This is a genomic window from Thalassoglobus sp. (assembly GCF_048270125.1).
GTDB lineage: Bacteria > Planctomycetota > Planctomycetia > Planctomycetales > Planctomycetaceae > Thalassoglobus.
In genome coordinates, this window is record NZ_JBLWTN010000005.1 from 108940 (window position 1) to 125215 (window position 16276).

Below are 16276 nucleotides of genomic sequence, written 5' to 3' on the forward strand. Positions count from 1 at the left end.
CGTCAATTTCGCATCCGGTGAATCACCGGTCGAGGTCAACGACCACCCAAGATGCAGTGATATGACTGCAGGCCAATCGTGAGTTTGCTCTCGACCAACGCCGAAGATTTCTTGAAGTCTGCACTACTCTATTGAATCGTCTTCGTATGCAGGCTCAGCAACTCCGTCGCCGGAAATTTGGTATGGCAACCACAGGATCGAGACTTCGTCAACGGCGATGTCGCTCTTTCTTGGTTTCACTTCGTACGGTTGAATTTCCAACTGACCTTCCGAGTAGTCCGTAGTGATTTTTTCGACTTCTTCGTTGAGCTTCTTTTCGAGATCCTGAATATCCTGCTCGACCTCCTCAACCTCGGCTTTGGCCCGTTTAATATCGCTCCTCTGATTGGCTGCGCGCGATGCAGACCGCATACTGGTTCCAGCCCGCGAGACGTTTGTGGCACTGAGTGTCTTGCGGCCGAACAATGCCCCTAAAATCGATGTCCCTATCGAAACCGCAGCGGACATCGTCGCTGAACTCGCCTGCTGTTCTTCTTTTTCAACTTTCACTTCAGCACGACGGAGGCGATCGCTGAGGGTTTTGAATTTCGATTCGTACTTCTTTCGCAGCTTGGAAATTTCTAAATCTCGTTTTTCACGAGCAGCTTGCCCAATGCGAGCGGCAAAATCTCCTGGACGTTCATCGGGGCGAGAATACTCTTTCAGTTCAGAACAGTAGCTGAGCTCCATCCGTTGCTCTCGATACAGAAAACTTTTGTAGGAGGCCTTCCAGCTTCGCCACGAAGTTTTCCGAGAGCAGTTCCCCGGGAGTTCCGAGTACCCGGCTTGATCAACAGGTTCCGCCTCAATTTCGAAATCCGAAACATTGATGAGTTGCGATTCGCTCCAGGGGTCTCGTTCTAAGTCGTCGGAGGATCTTAGGTTCAGCAAGCTGGCACAGTCTTTCCAGTTGTCGACATCAGATTTGGAATCGACAAAGTGTAGAGCTCCGACTCCTAAAAGTGCTGGGCGATAGAGGATTTTCGCATCGAGTGAAACATTCCGAGAAACAGCCACAAATTTCTGTTTCGCTTCCGGTGGAAGAATCGGTGGAGGTGAACCAATTCGCCCCGGTTGTTTGAGTGTCTCCTGTTCTTGAGAGCTCAACGTGGGAGTCGCGACGGGAGCAACAGGCGTTGCAGCAACCTTCGCAGCTTTAAATGGAGCCATCACTTTCGCGATCTGAGCGCGCGTCATCGGTCCGCTCAGATACGACAACGCCCAGCGAGTGTGAAAGAGCACCGGTTGGTCCTCATGAACATTATTCATCATGAAGACTCGGCTCCCCACGCCCGAGAGAATCCTTTCGATTTTCTTTCTGTCGAAATTCACGCCCGCATTCGCCGAGGCACCTTGCAATCCATCAAGGACTCGCAGTTGGTCCCGCTCTGTTTGAAGACGTCCCAGAAACCATGTCCCCGCATTTGAAAGGGCTTTGTAGTCCAGATCAACCGGATTCTGAGTTGAGAGAACAAGCCCGACCCCATACGCCCGCGCCTGCTTGAGCAATGTCAGCAGTGGAATTTTTGAAGGTGGATTGGCTGTCGGCGGGAGATAACCAAAGACTTCATCCATATAGAGAAGGGCTCGAAGACTTGAGGTTCCGGTCTGAGTGCGCATCCACGAGACAACTTCGTTAAGCAATAACGTGACAAAGAACATCCGCTCTTGGTCGTTCAAGTGAGCAATCGACAACACCGCCATGCGCGGTTTTCCTTCATCGGTGTACAACAACCGTTGAATGTTCAGTGGTTCACCCTGCATCCAGGTCGAGAACGCAGGTGACGCTAAAATGTTGTTGACGGTCATCGCCAGCTCAAGCCGATCTTTGGCAGGAAAGATCGAATCCAGATCCATGATGCCGATCTTCTTGAATGGCGGAGTCTGGATCTCTCGAATCAACGAGTGCATGTCGAGATCTCGCCCTTCGCGCCATGCCTTATCAAGAATGTTCGAAAGCAGGATATGTTCTCGACTTCTCAGTGGATCAGCATCAATCCCCAGAAGCGTCAACAACCCGGAAACAGCTGTCGAAACTTTCTCGCGCATGGCATCCGAGTTATTCACCACCTGTTCGGGCGGAGCCGCCAGCGACTTCAAAATCGTCAACGGTAAACCGGCATCGCTTCCGGGTGTGTAGATGACAACTTCAGCGGCCTGCTTGAGCTTCTTCAGTCTCTCCGGGCTTTGCTCCCATTGTGCCAAACCCTCTTTCCAGAGCTTGGCTCGGTCAGCAGCATACTGCTCAACAGTCATCCCTTTTCTGTTCGCTTCGCCCTGCTCGACCCAAGGCTGAAAATCCTCGGGGCTGAGATTGGGGAAATTGAGCAGCAAGTTTCCCATGTCTCCTTTAGGATCAATAATGAGTGACGGGATCCCATCAATGGCTGCCTCTTCGAGAAGAGAAATTCCCAGTCCGGTTTTCCCGCTGCCTGTCATTCCGACGATGACCGCGTGGGTCGTCAGATCTTTGGCGTCGTACATGACGTAGTCCGGACGAATCTCGGATGTTTCAATGTCGTACTCGCGTCCCAGGTAGAATGCGCCGAGCTTCTCGTAATTGAACATCGTTTCCCTCACAACTTTTTCAAGCGGCAGCAATAGTGGTTCATGCAAGCTGAGTGATACTCAATGACGTCCGATTGTAGTTCAACGAGCCTGCAGGTCACCTCAAGGCATGTGTCGACTTAGATTTCACCGGACGCAAGATCGAGTGAAATTTGACATCTTCGATCGTAAAAAGAAGATCAAGAACGGGGGCATCTCACAATCCGAATTCTACGACCGAACTGCGAAACCGTAGCGGACAACACGCCTCTTCGACAAGACTGTACGAAGGCAGATTGCTTCATGCATTCGACATAAACGGCATCGTTGGCAATGTTCGAGCCCTACGGTCCGCACTTTCGGTCCACGATGCCTGAATGCTTGCGAACCGAGTGCAACTTCTACAAATCCTTGCGAACCTGTAGCCAGTTCACTCGATAGACATTCACAGTAGGAAACGGAATCGACCAGGGAATGACGTGAGTTGGTCACTAGAGCAGTTCCAAAACTTGTTTTTTATGCTCTGTCCTGTGGCGAGCAGTTTGTGAGTCGTGAAAGCGATCTCCACAAACAAGAGAAGCATTGGAAGTGCTCTAACGTCGGTAGGAGTCACGTGTCTTTGCGTCCTGATGCGTGCAAAGACAATCCCCCACACTCTCGGATGTCAACGTTACAACTTGTCTCTCAGAAACAAACTGTGAGGCAGGGGAGACTGAATCCGCGGGCACAGAAAGCTTCACTGGAGAGTTACTGTTGAGTCGTTCCCATCTGGCTGTAAGACACTTACTCCGTCAACTTGAACTCAAAAGGGAAAAAGGAATGAGCTCTCAAATCATTCCCAATTGGTTCTCCCAGTTCATTGACGCCATCTCTGAACGGTTTGAACCATTCAGCGGAGTCGCACGTGTCGGTTATGAATGCGCTTTTTCTGAAGGAGGCTGGGAAATTTCAATCTTCCTTGGTGAGACGGAACTGGTAGGAGGGGCTGATGATGGCCGCATGCTTCCAGTCAACTTCCGCTTCGACCTCACAGGAGTCGTCCAGCAATTTGATCAACTGGACGGGATGCACTGGAATGCGTTTCCCAACAGTCCGGTCGAAACAGAGCAACCGAGCGACCTCTCGTTTGTAACAATCACCGGGACGATTCAAGGAGAGAAAGTCCTCATTCAACTCCATGCAACTCCTCCAAATCCTGTCGGCCCGGGCATTCGACAACACTCCGATGGACGTTTGGAACTTGTCTAGAGCATCTTTCGAATTGGTTTGCAGGTTCTGCCTCGTGGCGAACAGTATTTTTACTAGAGAAATGCGTTCTTCACGGGCACACGGTAGAGCAAACTGCTCTAAAGAAAATCCAGGTTTGATCTTAGTGTTCTGCCTCGTGGCGAACTGGACTGGAAGTCAGGAAAGTGACTTTCAGGGTACGGCAAGCATTGAAGTTGCTCGAATTCCGTCACTTCAGTTCATCACCTGAGCCCGTTGACTGGGCACATTGCCTGAGCAAATCGCCCGGGCACATCGATTGATCGCAATACAGCCCTTTGTCTGGGGTGCTTCGGAACAGGCTCGCAGCAGGCACGCTGCGAGCCTGTTTTCGTTTTGGCATCTGGATGATCTCTGCTGAAATGAAGGTTCCTCTCAATCTTCAAAAACGATCCCAAGCGTTCGGTATTCGCTTACAGCTTCTTGTCGAGGAATCGGGTTTCGAATCCGTCGGGATCGCCATAGCCGACTCGCAAATAAAGCTGCTCAGCTTGAGGATTGGCTTTGCGAACTTCAAGAGTGACTTTGCAACAGCCAAGCGACTTAGCGTGAGTTTCGACCGCCTCGAGAAGCATCGTTCCGATTCCCTGACCGCGATAGGCAGGCAATACGGCGAGATCGTGAATATTCACGAGCGGCTTGGCTGCAAATGTTGTAAAGCCCTGAAAGCAGATTGCAGCACCAACCGGAACATCACCGTCCCAGGCGAACATAGTAAATGCACCGGGGGTTGCTTTCATCCCAGGGACAATTTGCGAAGAAATCTCTTCCGGAAGAATTCGTTCTCCGCCATGTGGTTCGATCGCATATGAATTGATGATCTCGACAATCGCCTGAGCGTGTGCGGGATCATCAAAGTTCGCGATTGAAGTTGTTATTTGAGGCATTAGATTCTCTTTGTGCTCTGTCGAGCTTTGAACGTCTCGCTGCAAACTGTGAATGCCGTCCGTGATCACGACGCAATTATTGTCTCAGCCCACAAGTTGTTGGTGAGGCGGACAGGTAAGTCGCACAGATTGCTGCTGGGGAGATTTGAGTTGCGAAGGTGACGTCGGTATCGTCTATCGAGTGCAAATCCAATATTGCTCTTCACGGTAGCGCAAACTGCTCTAACACCTTGGACACCTCATTCGTGAATAATAACAATTCCAGTCGGGCGAGAAGACTCTTTCAGCACCGGCACTTGCGAACTTTCGTGGTGAAAATTTTCATCGCGCTCATCGTGATTCCACAGAATGGTTGCCAAAGTCGCTCCCCGGAGAAGGAAGTTGCTTCTCAAGGGAAGGACGTTGCAACGTGGGATGATCTCGTGAAAGCAGTTCAGTCAGAAGAGAGCACCGAACTTCGCTTCACACATGAAGCTGTGAGCAGCGAGCAATTTCAGGAACTTCCCTCACTCGGAGAGAAACTGACAGTCTTGGAAGTCGATCAGGATCAGCTCGACAACAGCGACCTTTCGCGAGTCCTGCAGGGACTTCCCAAGTTGCAGCAACTCGTTTTGCACGGAGATGTCGACAACGAGCAACTACAAGTAATTGCAGAAAACGCGAAAGCTGTGACGGTTCTGAATCTTCCGAATGCAAGTGTTGATGATTCCGGACTCAGCGTACTGGCAGCTATCGAGAAACTGAAACTTCTGCGTTTACACTCGCCGAATGTCAGTGATGCTGGCCTCGAAGAAATTGCGAAGTCTCCCGGCTTAAAGTTTCTACACCTTATCAACGTTCCGATCACAGATGACGGGTTGAAGACAATCGCCACGATGGAGTCGTTAGAGTCGTTCTATCTTGATGGGAGTGCCTGCACCGAAGAAGGACTTTCAGAACTCGTTCGCAAACGGCCGGGGCTTCACTTTCATTGGAACCAGTTGCATCTCGACGACGACCCCAACAAGCACCCGCACTGAGAAGACCAGAGCATCTTTCGAATTGGTTTGCAGGTTCTGCCTCGTGGCAAGCAGCCTACGAAGTTGCAAGCGTAATCTTCACAGGCCCAGAATGCGTGAAAAAGTTCTACCGTGTCATCACGGTTTTGGGTTCGAAGCTGATGCCGTCAGCTTCTGCTTTGAATGTGGCGGCGATTGATTGAATTACATAGCCACGAGCAGCGTCCGAATCGCGGGCACGTTCGACGATCGCATCGGCAAGCAGATGCGTAGCGAGCCCGGCAAACTGAGCGTGCTTGGCTTCGATGATACGAGTTTGTCGGTAAACAGCGGCAGCACGGGCAGCGGCTGTGTAGGCGTCTTCACTCAGGATGGTCAGGGCAGAAGTGAGATCAACTCCGCGGAGGGCTTTATCTAAATTCGAAAGCGTTGACTCAATCGCGGAGACACTTTCAGGGGTCGACCCCTTCCAGTCTTCGTAGCAACACTGCAAAGCACGAGCACGTTCAAGACCGATTTGAAGGAGCTCGTCGAGTGTGTAAAATTCAAGTCGGCGTGAAAGAGTTTGATATGTAAACATAGGTTGCTTGAGCGCCAGGATTCCTCAGTACTGTTCTAAATCATTTCTCAAAAACATCTTCGCAATCTGCCAGGTTGCGAGAGGTTCCTGAAATCTTAAAACCGATCTTCACAGTCACGAATACGTTCTCAGTGAAGTTGTTTTGTCAGAGATTTTATGAAACCTTGAAGCAGATCACAAAGTGAAAAGACCTGTTCCGAAAGTTGAGCATTCGAAACAGGTCTTTGAAGATGACTTCTGTTTGAAGTCCACAAACATCGCAAAGCAAAACTTCGAGACACAGGAAATTTGAGTGCCCTACCCCATCGACTTCATTTGAGCTCCGCTTTTGTCTCAGCCTGAATAGACTGCATCAATTGCCACCGTTGGCCATGGCGAGTCGTTCCAGGAAACCTTGCAATTGCTTCGAACGGGCGGGATGTTGCAGCTTTCGGACCGCTTTTGCTTCAATTTGTCGAACTCGTTCCCGGGTCACTTTGAAGATACGTCCAACTTCTTCGAGGGTGTAGGTGTACCCGTCTCCCAGACCGTAGCGAAGCTTGATGATCTCTCGTTCACGGTAAGTCAACGTTTTCAAAACCTGAGTGATCTGGTCCTTCAACATTTCCTGAGCCGCAACCGTGACTGGGCTATGGTTATTCGGGGCTTCAATGTAGTCGCTCAAAAACGCATCTTCCGTCTCACCGACGGGCTTGTCGAGACTCATGGGTGTTCGAGCCATGAGCAGGACTCGTTTCGCTTCCTCGGGAGTCACGTCGGAAGCTTTGGCGAGTTCTTCAACGGTTGGCTCCCGTCCCAGTTCCTGTACGAGCCGCTTACTGATGCGACGCAGCCGCGACATTGTTTCGATCATGTGAACAGGGATGCGAATCGTCCGTGCCTGATCCGAAATCGCCCGAGTAATGGCCTGACGAATCCACCAGGTGGCGTAAGTCGAAAATTTGTAGCCACGGCGGTATTCGTACTTGTCGACAGCCCGCATCAGGCCGGTGTTCCCCTCTTGGATTAAATCAAGGAAACTCATGCCGCGATTGCGATATCTCTTGGCGATTGAAACGACCAGTCGCAGGTTTCCTGCTGACAAGTCTCGCATCGCCTGATCATAGTCAGCGAAGCGGGCTTTGATCTCGTTGACTCGTTCAGTTAACGACTCTGGTGTCTCCAGAGTGAGTTGCATCAGATCATTAAGTTCCTGCAAGGAATTGGCACGTTGCTCTTTCCGGAGGCGATCTCCAGAAAGTTCGTTCACGTCTGCCTGCAATTTCATCATCCGAACAGCAATTTGCTCGAGCCGTTTGACGAGCGGTTGCAGTCGCTGTGTTCGCAGGCTGACCTCTTCCAGCAAGGTCGCAATTTTTCGTCGGCTTTGGTCGAGCCGGCTGAATTTTTCGTCCCGTTCGATTTGTGATTTCGTTTCGTCCTGGAACTCTTTGAAGAATTCCCTGTTCTGACTCATCAGCCGTTGAATCGTTTTCAGATTGTGAGGCAATCGCCCGAGTACCTGATCTTTCTGGGTGCATTCAGTCAGCGAAATTTTAATTGTCCGATCGAACGGCAATTCACCCGCCTGAACTTTCAGCAGAACATCGTAAGCCTCTTGAGTGACATAGTGGCATTCCAGCAGCGAACGACGAAATCGCTTGCGGGAAAATTCGATTTTCTTGGCAAGATCAATCTCTTCCGATCGCGTCAGTAACGGAATTTCACCCATTTGCGAAAGGTACATTCGCACGGGGTCATCGATTCTGCGGCCTCCGCCGGTCTCTTCGACCAGGCCGTTCATGTTGATCGTCTGTTTTTTCTTCGCAGCTTTCTTTTTAGGCGCAGCTTTCTTCGACTTCTTCTGTTGTGCCTTTGAAGCCTCGTTCTGGACGGCCGATTTCGGCGCAGGCTTCACCTTGGACTCATCGACGATCGACAAGCCGAGGTCTTCCAGCGACAGCAGCAGTGCATCAATTTTTTCCGGACTGATTTCATTATTGGGAAGGTAATCGTTGACCTGTGAAAAGGTCAGATACCCTTGCAGTTGGCCCAATTCTGTCAGTTTGCGAAGGCTCTCATCCAGTCGATACATCATTTTTTCTCCGTATTGTCATTGCAGCTTCTATATTTAGAAACTGCTTTTCTTTGTCGCACGTTTTCGGTGAAACTCAGCAGCCTGAAGCAGCAACTCATCTTCAGTTGCGACATCAGATCGGGTTTGCCCGTCCGTGGACTGTGAAAGCTGAATGCTCAGGTAGTCGCTGGAGTGACGTGCCTCCTCTTTCTGCAGGGCTTCAATCGATTGCCTCAACAGTTGGGGACACCCCTCTTCATCAACGCCGCTTTCACGTATCTTGTTTGCGAGACCTTTCGCGGATGCTTGCTCGTCTAACCAGACGACAAGGCTTTTCAAATCTTTGTCGGGCATGTGGTCGAGTAATCCGGACAGAGTGAACTCGCCGTTTGCCCACGCATCCTGCGTACACTTGCGCAGAATCCCCTTCAGGATGCGATTCCGCATGGGGGCTGCGGAAACTGCATCCTCAATAATCGGGATCGCTTCCGGGGCCGCCAGTACAATTTGTAGCAAGTCGCATTCCACTCGCTCTCTTGAAGAGAGTTGGCCACGAGTAATTCGCTGCACCTCTTCAGTGAATGAGCCTGTTGTGACCGCATGATTCTCCACATGAATCCGTTTCGGACCAGTCGAACGAACTTCTTTCAGCAACCCTCGCACAGTCTCTTCCGGAACCGATGTCCGATGTGCAAGATCTGCAATTAAGATCGATTCTCTTACCGAAGTTGACAACTTTGGAACCTGCGCGAGCACATTGAGCATTTCCGTCAACACGCGCTCACGACCATCAATTGTGTCTGTTCCATGCTTTCGCTTCGCCATTTGGAAGCGAAAATCCCACGCCTGCGGAGCGTTCTTTGACAATTCACGGAACGCATCAGCACCTTGTGATTCCAGAAAATCTGCCGGATCAAGTTTGTTCGGAGGTGTTAAAATCCGCAGGTCTACATCCTGAGCCAGGAACCGCTCGACCGATCGGGACGCTGCATCCTGACCGGCATCATCTCCATCGAAGCATAAAACGACTCGCCGAGCGAATCGCTTCAGCACTGTTACCTGTTCATCCGTTAGAGCAGTCCCCATCGTCACGACTGCATTCTGAATCCCGTGTTGATGCAGGGCGATGCAATCGGTGTAACCCTCTACAACGATCGCCTGATCCTGATTCCGTATTTCGTCGCGCGCCAGGTCGAGGGCATACAGCAACCGACTTTTGTTGAAGACAGGTGTCGCTGACCCATTTTTGTATTTCGAAGGACGTTCATCGCCCGGTAACAGGCGCCCACTAAATGAAACAGCTTGTCCCCGTTCGTTGTGGATCGGAAAAATGATCCGATGACCAAAAAAGTCGTAATATCCCCCGTTGTCTTTCTTTGCGATCAGACAAACATCTTCCAGAAGTTGCAGCGGATACTTGCCCTGTGACTGCTTAATCAACCAGTCCCAACCGGAAGGATGGTAACCGAGTCGAAACTTCCGCATGGTCTCTTCATCAATCCCGCGACCATGCAGATACTTACGTGCAGGCTCAGCCTCAGGAGAGTTGAGCAACGTTCGTTGAAACAAACTCTCTGCCCATTGCAGCACTTCAAACTGACGGGCGCGAGACGATTCCTGCTGTGGTGAGCGACCACTCACGAACTTGGGGATCTCGAGATTGGCCCGTCGAGCCAGAATTTCAACCGCTTCGGGAAACGTCACCGACTCCCGCTCAGTGACAAAGGTGAAGACATCCCCCCCTGTACTGCACGACCAGCAGCGAAACGTTTGACGTTCCGGATAGACTCGCATTGATGGGTTGTGATCATCGTGAAACGGACACAACCCGACATATTCCCGGCCGCCGGAACGAGGCTGTAAGGCGACCGATTCGCTGATCAAACCGACAATATCGGTGTGAGAGCGGACCTCTTCTTTGAAATCCAGACTAGATTGATTGTTGGACAGGTTTGGCACCGACGACTCAGGGGCTGCAAATATGTGGACGCATTGAGTGTTACAACCGTCTCAAACCGTGTAGTTGTTTCATTTTGTCGCCGGTTTGACAAGTAGACAGTCGTTCACACTTCTATCGAGTCACAAGAGCGGCGCACATGAGTCAACTCTACACGCCAATTCTCTTGAGTCAAATTTTGATTCGCCTGACCGTGCGAGAATAGAAGACCGCAACCCTTTACTCCGGAAAGACTTCAGAGTCCCTGCAGCCAGCCAGAACCTCCTCCCCGAACCCGACAACCCAACCCGCACACCTCCCGATATCCTCCAATAACACCCAACACAAAGCCTCCCCCCACACGAACTAGACACTTAGTAAATGTGAAATCGGGGCCGTTGCCAGAGACTGGTGGTCGTGCCGCAAGATGGGTTTCAATCAGTCTCTTTTTAAAATTGTTCGCAGCGGAGAGCGATACCGGCCGCCGTGATTGCTGCTGCCAATCACTGGCGCCAATGCCGGCCCCTTCCGCTTTGAGGCAGGTTTGCACTTGCGGACACTTCCATCAGTGGCGAGAGCACTAGCAATGGAAGTGACATCCTCAACCTTGACAGTTGAGGCGACCTGCCCGATTGTCCAAGTCCCACCTGCTCCAGAAGCAGGTTTTGCCCCGATCTTGCCGAGTGCAGTTAAGGTGTTTGCCTTCTCCACTCGTGAGAGTGACGTGATTGTTTCCCACGCCTTTAGGGGTGGGCCGCTTGGCAATCGTTTGTTGCGACTACGGAAGTCTTGTCATCGACAGGTAGCCGCTAATGGATTTCCAGTCTTGAACGCCAAAGTTCAGGTTCGATTTTTATTCACAACAATTTGCAACAGTGTATCCCAGGAACAGCGAAGAAACGAATCTTCAACCTCTAATGACACCTCCCTTGAAGCATAGAGCGACAACTGTGGTGTCAGATCAGTTTCAATGCTTGTCGTCTTGTGAAGTTCATTTTCATGACTTTGTAGTCTGTTCGCCCCCAGACAGAACGAAAAGGCCAATGTCGGATTTGCCATAGCCGTGAGCTGCCAAGCATTCTGTGCAGGACGTGGTAAATGTTCAAGGGGTGAACGCGAAGAAGCCCGAGAGGTGGCTCTCGGGCTTCTTGCGAAAAATCTCTAAGCTGGTGAAGAATTACTTCTTCGCCAGGCGTTCTTCTTTTTCTTTACGACGTCGTTCCACGATTTCCGTTTGGATATTTCGTGGGACTTGGCTGTAACGGGCGAATTCCATGCTGAAGCCCCCTTTTCCTTGCGTCATCGAGCGCAGTTCGTTGGCGTAGTCGAACATGTTTGCCAGCGGAACTTCCGCGACGATGTAACAGGTTCCTTCGCGAGTCGTGGCGGAGTTCACAACTCCACGTTTACTTGAAACGTGGCCTGTGACTGAACCTTGATACTCATCTGGGATTTCCACTTCGAGCAGCATGATCGGCTCGAGCAACGCGACGTTTGCTTTCGTCAATGCATCGCGGACTGCTTGCCAGCCACATGTTTCGAATGCTTTCTCCGAGGAGTCCACATCGTGGTAGCTTCCGTCGTCGAGATCGACTTCAGCGTAAACCACTTCCGCTTCAATCAGTGGTCCCTTAACAAGGGCACGTTTGAAACCGGCGATAGCAGCTGGGATGTACTGAGATGGAATACGTCCCTGGCTAATGTTGTTGTTGAAGACGTGCTCTTCTTCGGAGCCCTCTGGAAGTGCTTTCAACTTACCAACCACGTGAGCGTACTGACCGGAACCACCGGTTTGCTTTTTGTGTTTGTAGTTGAATTCGTAATCCTTGGTCGGCATTTCTTTGTATGCGACTTTGGGCTCACCAATGGTGACTTCGCAACGATATTCACGTTTAATGCGTTCGATGTAAACTTCAAGGTGAAGCTGACCCATCCCCGCAATAATCGTTTCGTTGGTTTCTGCATCAGTGCTGACATGGAACGTTGGATCTTCCCGACGGAATCGCTCAAGAGCTTTTCCAAGTCGGTCGGCTCCTGTCCGGTCTGTTGGCTCGATGGAAAGACGAATCACAGGCTCTGGAACGTAAATGTTCTCCAGAGAAAGATTCGCTCCTTCCCCACAGAACGTATCCCCTGAGGCACAGTCAATTCCGACGACAGCGAAAATGTCACCTGCTTCGGCACTATCAATATCTTCACGGTCATTGGAGTGCATGCGTACCAGTCGGCCAAACCGCACCTTTTGTCCGGTTCGGATGTTGGTATAGCTTTCACCTTTGATAACTTTGCCTTGGTAGATCCGTACGTACGTCAACTGACCAAACTGTTCCATGACTGTCTTGAATGCCATGCAAACAAGAGGATCGTCAGCGGAGTCGGTCAGGACAATTCGCTTGGCTTCGTTCTCTTGAATTTCACCCGCTGCGATGGCCTTTTCAGTGGCATCAACATCAACTGCTGTGTTTTCCACATCAGTTGGACAAGGCAGGTACTCGGTGACGGCATCAAGAAGTTCCTGAACACCTTTGTTCTTGAACGCACTTCCGCACATGACGGGAGTGATGTCCTGACTCAGGGTTGCAGTCCGAATGACTTTGCGAATTTTCTCGGGAGAGATCTCTTTCTCTTCGAGAAGTGCTTCCATCAGTTCGTCGTCAAACATTGAGAGCGATTCAAGCATCTCATGGCGATACTGTTCTGCTTTCTCTTTGTAATCGGCGGGGACTTCGCTGATGTGGATTTCGTCACCCTGGTCGCCAGAAAACGTAATCGCTTCCATGTCGACAAGATCAATCATCCCTTCGAAGTCGACGCCTCCTCCGATTGGAATTTGAATCGGGACTGCGGTCACTTTCAGCTTGTCGGTAACTTGATTCACGACGCTGTAGAAGTCTGCACCGACGCGATCCATTTTGTTGACGAATGCAATTCGCGGAACTTTGTAGCGTTTCATCTGGCGGTCAACAGTCAGCGATTGACTTTGCACACCCCCAACAGAACAAAGTACGAGTACAGCACCGTCGAGAACGCGAAGTGAGCGTTCCACTTCCACAGTGAAGTCGACGTGTCCCGGTGTATCAATCACGTTGACGATATGGTCTTTCCACTGAACTTGAGTGGCAGCGGAGGTGATGGTGATTCCCCGCTCTTTTTCAAGTTCCATGTGGTCCATTGTCGCTCCATCGCCACCACCCCGGACTTCTTCAATTTTGTGGATACGACCTGAGTAGTAAAGAATCCGCTCAGTGAGCGTCGTCTTTCCAGAGTCGATGTGGGCAGAGATACCGATGTTACGTACTTTTTTGAGATTCATGGTCACACCATGGTAAGAGGAAACTAAGTGGAGAACGTTTGTGTCTTGAGGAGGAATTTCCTCCAACAGCTAATTTTCGGAGACCAACTCCGAAATGTGATTGTATTCAGAGACCAGATTTCCAGGATGATTCTGTTTGGAGACCGGTTCCGAGGTTGTCGTCGTTGTTCGAGAAAATTTTCTCGGTGAGCAATGGTCACGAAATCTCTAAGCGGAGAGTCGGACTGTGGTTTGGAATAGAATCTGAGCGAGATGGAGAACCGTCACGTCAAATCATGCATCCCCTCCGGTTCAGCTTTCACAAAGTCGACATTCTCAATCTGAGAATCTGCTTTGAAAGCTGCCCTGAGTTATCCTCGAACTGCTCGAATGGGGTTTTGCATAATGACAAACTCCGTCGTATGAAAAGGTCGCCCACGACCTTTTAAGAAGCCAGTACCATTTAACTAACGCTAACAAACTCTGAACGAACTTTTGTCGCTCTGGTCAAGAGTCAACGATTTCAAGAGTGATGTCACGCGTTCCAGGAAGTCTCGATCGCCCGAGAGAGCGACAGTGAGATTCGAAACGATATTATGTATTGATATTTCGTCTAGCGAACTCAAAAGTCAAATTCGATTTGAAGTTGATCAGATAGAAACGAAATCTGTTCGCTTGCACAAATCCTGAAAAGTGAAACAGAACTGATTGTGAGCGAAGGACTCAGCGAGTTCAATGATTCACAAAGATTCAAGTAATCGACAAGTTTTTATCTGTTGACCCCAAATTGAGTGCGCGGATGATATCGGTGTTTCAGTCTGGAGAAAAGAGGAAAACATGGAATTCGGTAAGGGTTTTCGATGTTTTTTCTTTATCCGCAGCTGAAAATACGATACTTTCATTGACAGAGGGTCACTTCTTGAATTGTAGCACTGGGCCACATGCATCCGGAAGAGGTGCCTCTTTTTGGTTTTTTCGCGAAGATAGCAACTGCGAAGAATCTATATCTTCATATAGGGAAAGGACTTACTGGTTTAATTGTAAGTCGGAATCAACGGAGAAAATCGACGTGGCTCAGCGGGCAAGGGCAAGTCGTCTCGTGGACGCGGATCAATTTTTAGAGGCCATTGAAAAATGTGGGCTGATCGCAAATCCCGAGATCGATAACATTCGAAGGTCAATTCTTCCTCAATGTGGCAATCTTGAAGAATTTGCCAGAGCGTTGATCGCTACTGGACACATTACGAAATTTCAGGCCACAGTCATCTCTCTTGGCCGAGCCCACAAGCTTGCGTTGGGCAATTATCTCTTAGTGAGGAAAATCGGATCTGGCGGCATGGGTGATGTGTTTTTGGCAGAGCACCGGCTCATGAAGCGGAAGGTCGCGCTGAAAATTCTCGCTGCAAAGCTCATTCGAGATAAGAAGGCACTCCAGAGGTTTCAACAGGAAGTTGAGGCAGCTGCGCGGTTGTCGCATGTGAACATTGTCACTGCCTTCGATGCTGACGAGGCGCAAGGCTATCACTTTCTGGTGATGGAGTATGTTGAGGGCAAAGATCTTTCGCTCTTCATCCGCTCCACCGGTCCGATGGGTGTTCAAAAAGCAGTGAAATGCATTTTGCAAGCCGCCCGCGGACTTGCGTATGCTCATGAACAGGGAGTGATTCATCGAGACGTAAAACCACATAACCTCCTGCTTGATACAGACGGGGTCGTGAAAATTCTTGACATGGGGCTGGCAAGTATTGAGCAGGATTCCGATGAGAAGCAGGCGGGGCTGACCGCCAGCGGGATTGTCATGGGGAGTGTGGACTTCATGTCTCCCGAGCAGGCTCGCAACACGAAAAATGCAGATGCGAGAAGCGATCTCTATTCATTGGGCTGTACGCTCTATTACTTGCTGACTGCAAAACCGATGTATCGCGGCGAGACACCGGTCGAGAAGATCTTTGCACATCGAGACCAGCCGATTCCTGATCTCTCTCAGGATGTTGACGGGCTGCCGCCAGCGTTGAAAGCGATCTTCGAAAAACTGGTCGCCAAGAAGCCCGAAGATCGGCATCAGTCGGCAGCCGAGTTGATTGAAGATCTGGAAGCATGTCTGTCGGGGAAGACCACACCTTCTGAGATTCGAATTGAAAACGAAGCCTTTCTGACTTTCTTGCGGACTCAGCAATCTGAATCTGCTATATCAATCGATGCTCTTCAGCCAAGCGGTTTCACGGGCGATACCGTCTCGATTGCCAGTCAAAATACAGACTCGGATTCATACACTCGATCGAGATCGTTACTTACGAAATTCAAGCTCGACCCAAAATTGAATCAATGGACCTCCTGGAGTGTCGCAGGAGTTGTATTGATACTCTGCCTGTTTCTCTTCCTTCCACGGGGAAATGACTCAGTGGAGAAGGCGATCCTGTCGCTTTCTATTTCGGAGTTTCAGGCGGTCGGAACTCAAATTGTGATCGACGGAGTTGAAGTCTCGAAAGTCAGCTCAGCAGGAGAGACACGTCTCGAAGTACCCTCGGATGAAAAGACTCACAAGCTGGAACTTCTCCGAGATGGACAAGTTCTGTACTCATCGAGGTTCCGTGTCGCTCCGGGAAAACGAACCCCTATCAAAGTCATCTTGAAAGACAGGTAAAGCTCTTTCAATCATTGTTGTGCACGTGTCG

11 protein-coding genes are annotated in these 16276 nt (G+C 50.3%); 3 read left to right on the plus strand and 8 right to left on the minus strand.

All coding sequences use genetic code 11. The features are described 5' to 3' along the window. Nucleotides 1-123: 123 nt before the first annotated feature. Nucleotides 124-2607, minus strand: coding sequence for an ATP-binding protein (locus ACN0YR_RS08190; RefSeq protein WP_417848717.1), 2484 nt, complete (start codon nt 2605-2607; stop codon nt 124-126). A gap of 798 nt (nt 2608-3405) precedes the next feature. On the opposite strand from ACN0YR_RS08190, the gene ACN0YR_RS08195 reads away from it, so the two are divergent. Then, on the plus strand, nt 3406-3834 hold the full coding sequence (locus ACN0YR_RS08195; protein WP_417848718.1) for a hypothetical protein: 429 nt from the start codon (nt 3406-3408) through the stop codon (nt 3832-3834). 208 nt (nt 3835-4042) lie between these two features. On the opposite strand, the gene ACN0YR_RS08200 is transcribed toward ACN0YR_RS08195, so the two are convergent. Both ACN0YR_RS08200 and ACN0YR_RS08205 read right to left on the minus strand, forming a co-directional pair. Further along, complete coding sequence (locus ACN0YR_RS08200; protein WP_417848719.1) at nt 4043-4195, minus strand: hypothetical protein; 153 nt, start codon at nt 4193-4195, stop codon at nt 4043-4045. Nucleotides 4196-4265: 70 nt separating this feature from the next. After that, nucleotides 4266-4739, minus strand: coding sequence for a GNAT family N-acetyltransferase (locus ACN0YR_RS08205; protein ID WP_417848720.1), 474 nt, complete (start codon nt 4737-4739; stop codon nt 4266-4268). A 245-nt stretch (nt 4740-4984) separates the two neighbouring features. On the opposite strand from ACN0YR_RS08205, the gene ACN0YR_RS08210 reads away from it, so the two are divergent. Continuing rightward, nucleotides 4985-5758, plus strand: a complete 774-nt coding sequence (locus tag ACN0YR_RS08210; protein ID WP_417848721.1) for a hypothetical protein — start codon at nt 4985-4987, stop codon at nt 5756-5758. Nucleotides 5759-5864: 106 nt separating this feature from the next. Here ACN0YR_RS08210 and ACN0YR_RS08215 read toward each other — a convergent pair whose 3' ends face one another. The 5 genes from ACN0YR_RS08215 to fusA all read right to left on the minus strand — a co-directional run bounded on the left by ACN0YR_RS08215 (nt 5865) and on the right by fusA (nt 13622). Beyond that, nucleotides 5865-6317, minus strand: a complete 453-nt coding sequence (locus ACN0YR_RS08215) for a hypothetical protein (protein WP_417848722.1) — start codon at nt 6315-6317, stop codon at nt 5865-5867. A 352-nt stretch (nt 6318-6669) separates the two neighbouring features. Next, nucleotides 6670-8391 (minus strand): RNA polymerase sigma factor RpoD, encoded by a 1722-nt coding sequence (gene rpoD, locus ACN0YR_RS08220; protein WP_417848893.1) that lies wholly within the window; start codon nt 8389-8391, stop codon nt 6670-6672. A gap of 36 nt (nt 8392-8427) precedes the next feature. After that, nucleotides 8428-10332: a DNA primase gene (dnaG, locus tag ACN0YR_RS08225; RefSeq protein ID WP_417848723.1), complete on the minus strand. Its 1905-nt coding sequence runs from the start codon at nt 10330-10332 to the stop codon at nt 8428-8430. A gap of 415 nt (nt 10333-10747) precedes the next feature. After that, complete coding sequence (locus ACN0YR_RS08230) at nt 10748-11074, minus strand: hypothetical protein (protein WP_417848724.1); 327 nt, start codon at nt 11072-11074, stop codon at nt 10748-10750. 412 nt (nt 11075-11486) lie between these two features. Further along, complete coding sequence (fusA, locus tag ACN0YR_RS08235; protein ID WP_417848725.1) at nt 11487-13622, minus strand: elongation factor G; 2136 nt, start codon at nt 13620-13622, stop codon at nt 11487-11489. A 1048-nt stretch (nt 13623-14670) separates the two neighbouring features. Here fusA and ACN0YR_RS08240 point away from each other — a divergent pair. Continuing rightward, nucleotides 14671-16245, plus strand: a complete 1575-nt coding sequence (locus tag ACN0YR_RS08240; protein WP_417848726.1) for a serine/threonine protein kinase — start codon at nt 14671-14673, stop codon at nt 16243-16245. The last annotated feature ends 31 nt before the right edge of the window (nt 16246-16276 follow it).

Coding starts and splice junctions, on each gene's coding strand:
- ACN0YR_RS08195 (WP_417848718.1), top strand. CDS start 3,406: ATGAGCTCTCAAATCATTCCCAATTGGTTCTCCCAGTTCATTGACGCC.
- ACN0YR_RS08205 (WP_417848720.1), bottom strand. CDS start 4,739: ATGCCTCAAATAACAACTTCAATCGCGAACTTTGATGATCCCGCACAC.
- ACN0YR_RS08190 (WP_417848717.1), bottom strand. CDS start 2,607: ATGTTCAATTACGAGAAGCTCGGCGCATTCTACCTGGGACGCGAGTAC.
- ACN0YR_RS08215 (WP_417848722.1), bottom strand. CDS start 6,317: ATGTTTACATATCAAACTCTTTCACGCCGACTTGAATTTTACACACTC.
- fusA (WP_417848725.1), bottom strand. CDS start 13,622: ATGAATCTCAAAAAAGTACGTAACATCGGTATCTCTGCCCACATCGAC.
- ACN0YR_RS08200 (WP_417848719.1), bottom strand. CDS start 4,195: ATGCCAAAACGAAAACAGGCTCGCAGCGTGCCTGCTGCGAGCCTGTTC.
- rpoD (WP_417848893.1), bottom strand. CDS start 8,391: ATGTATCGACTGGATGAGAGCCTTCGCAAACTGACAGAATTGGGCCAA.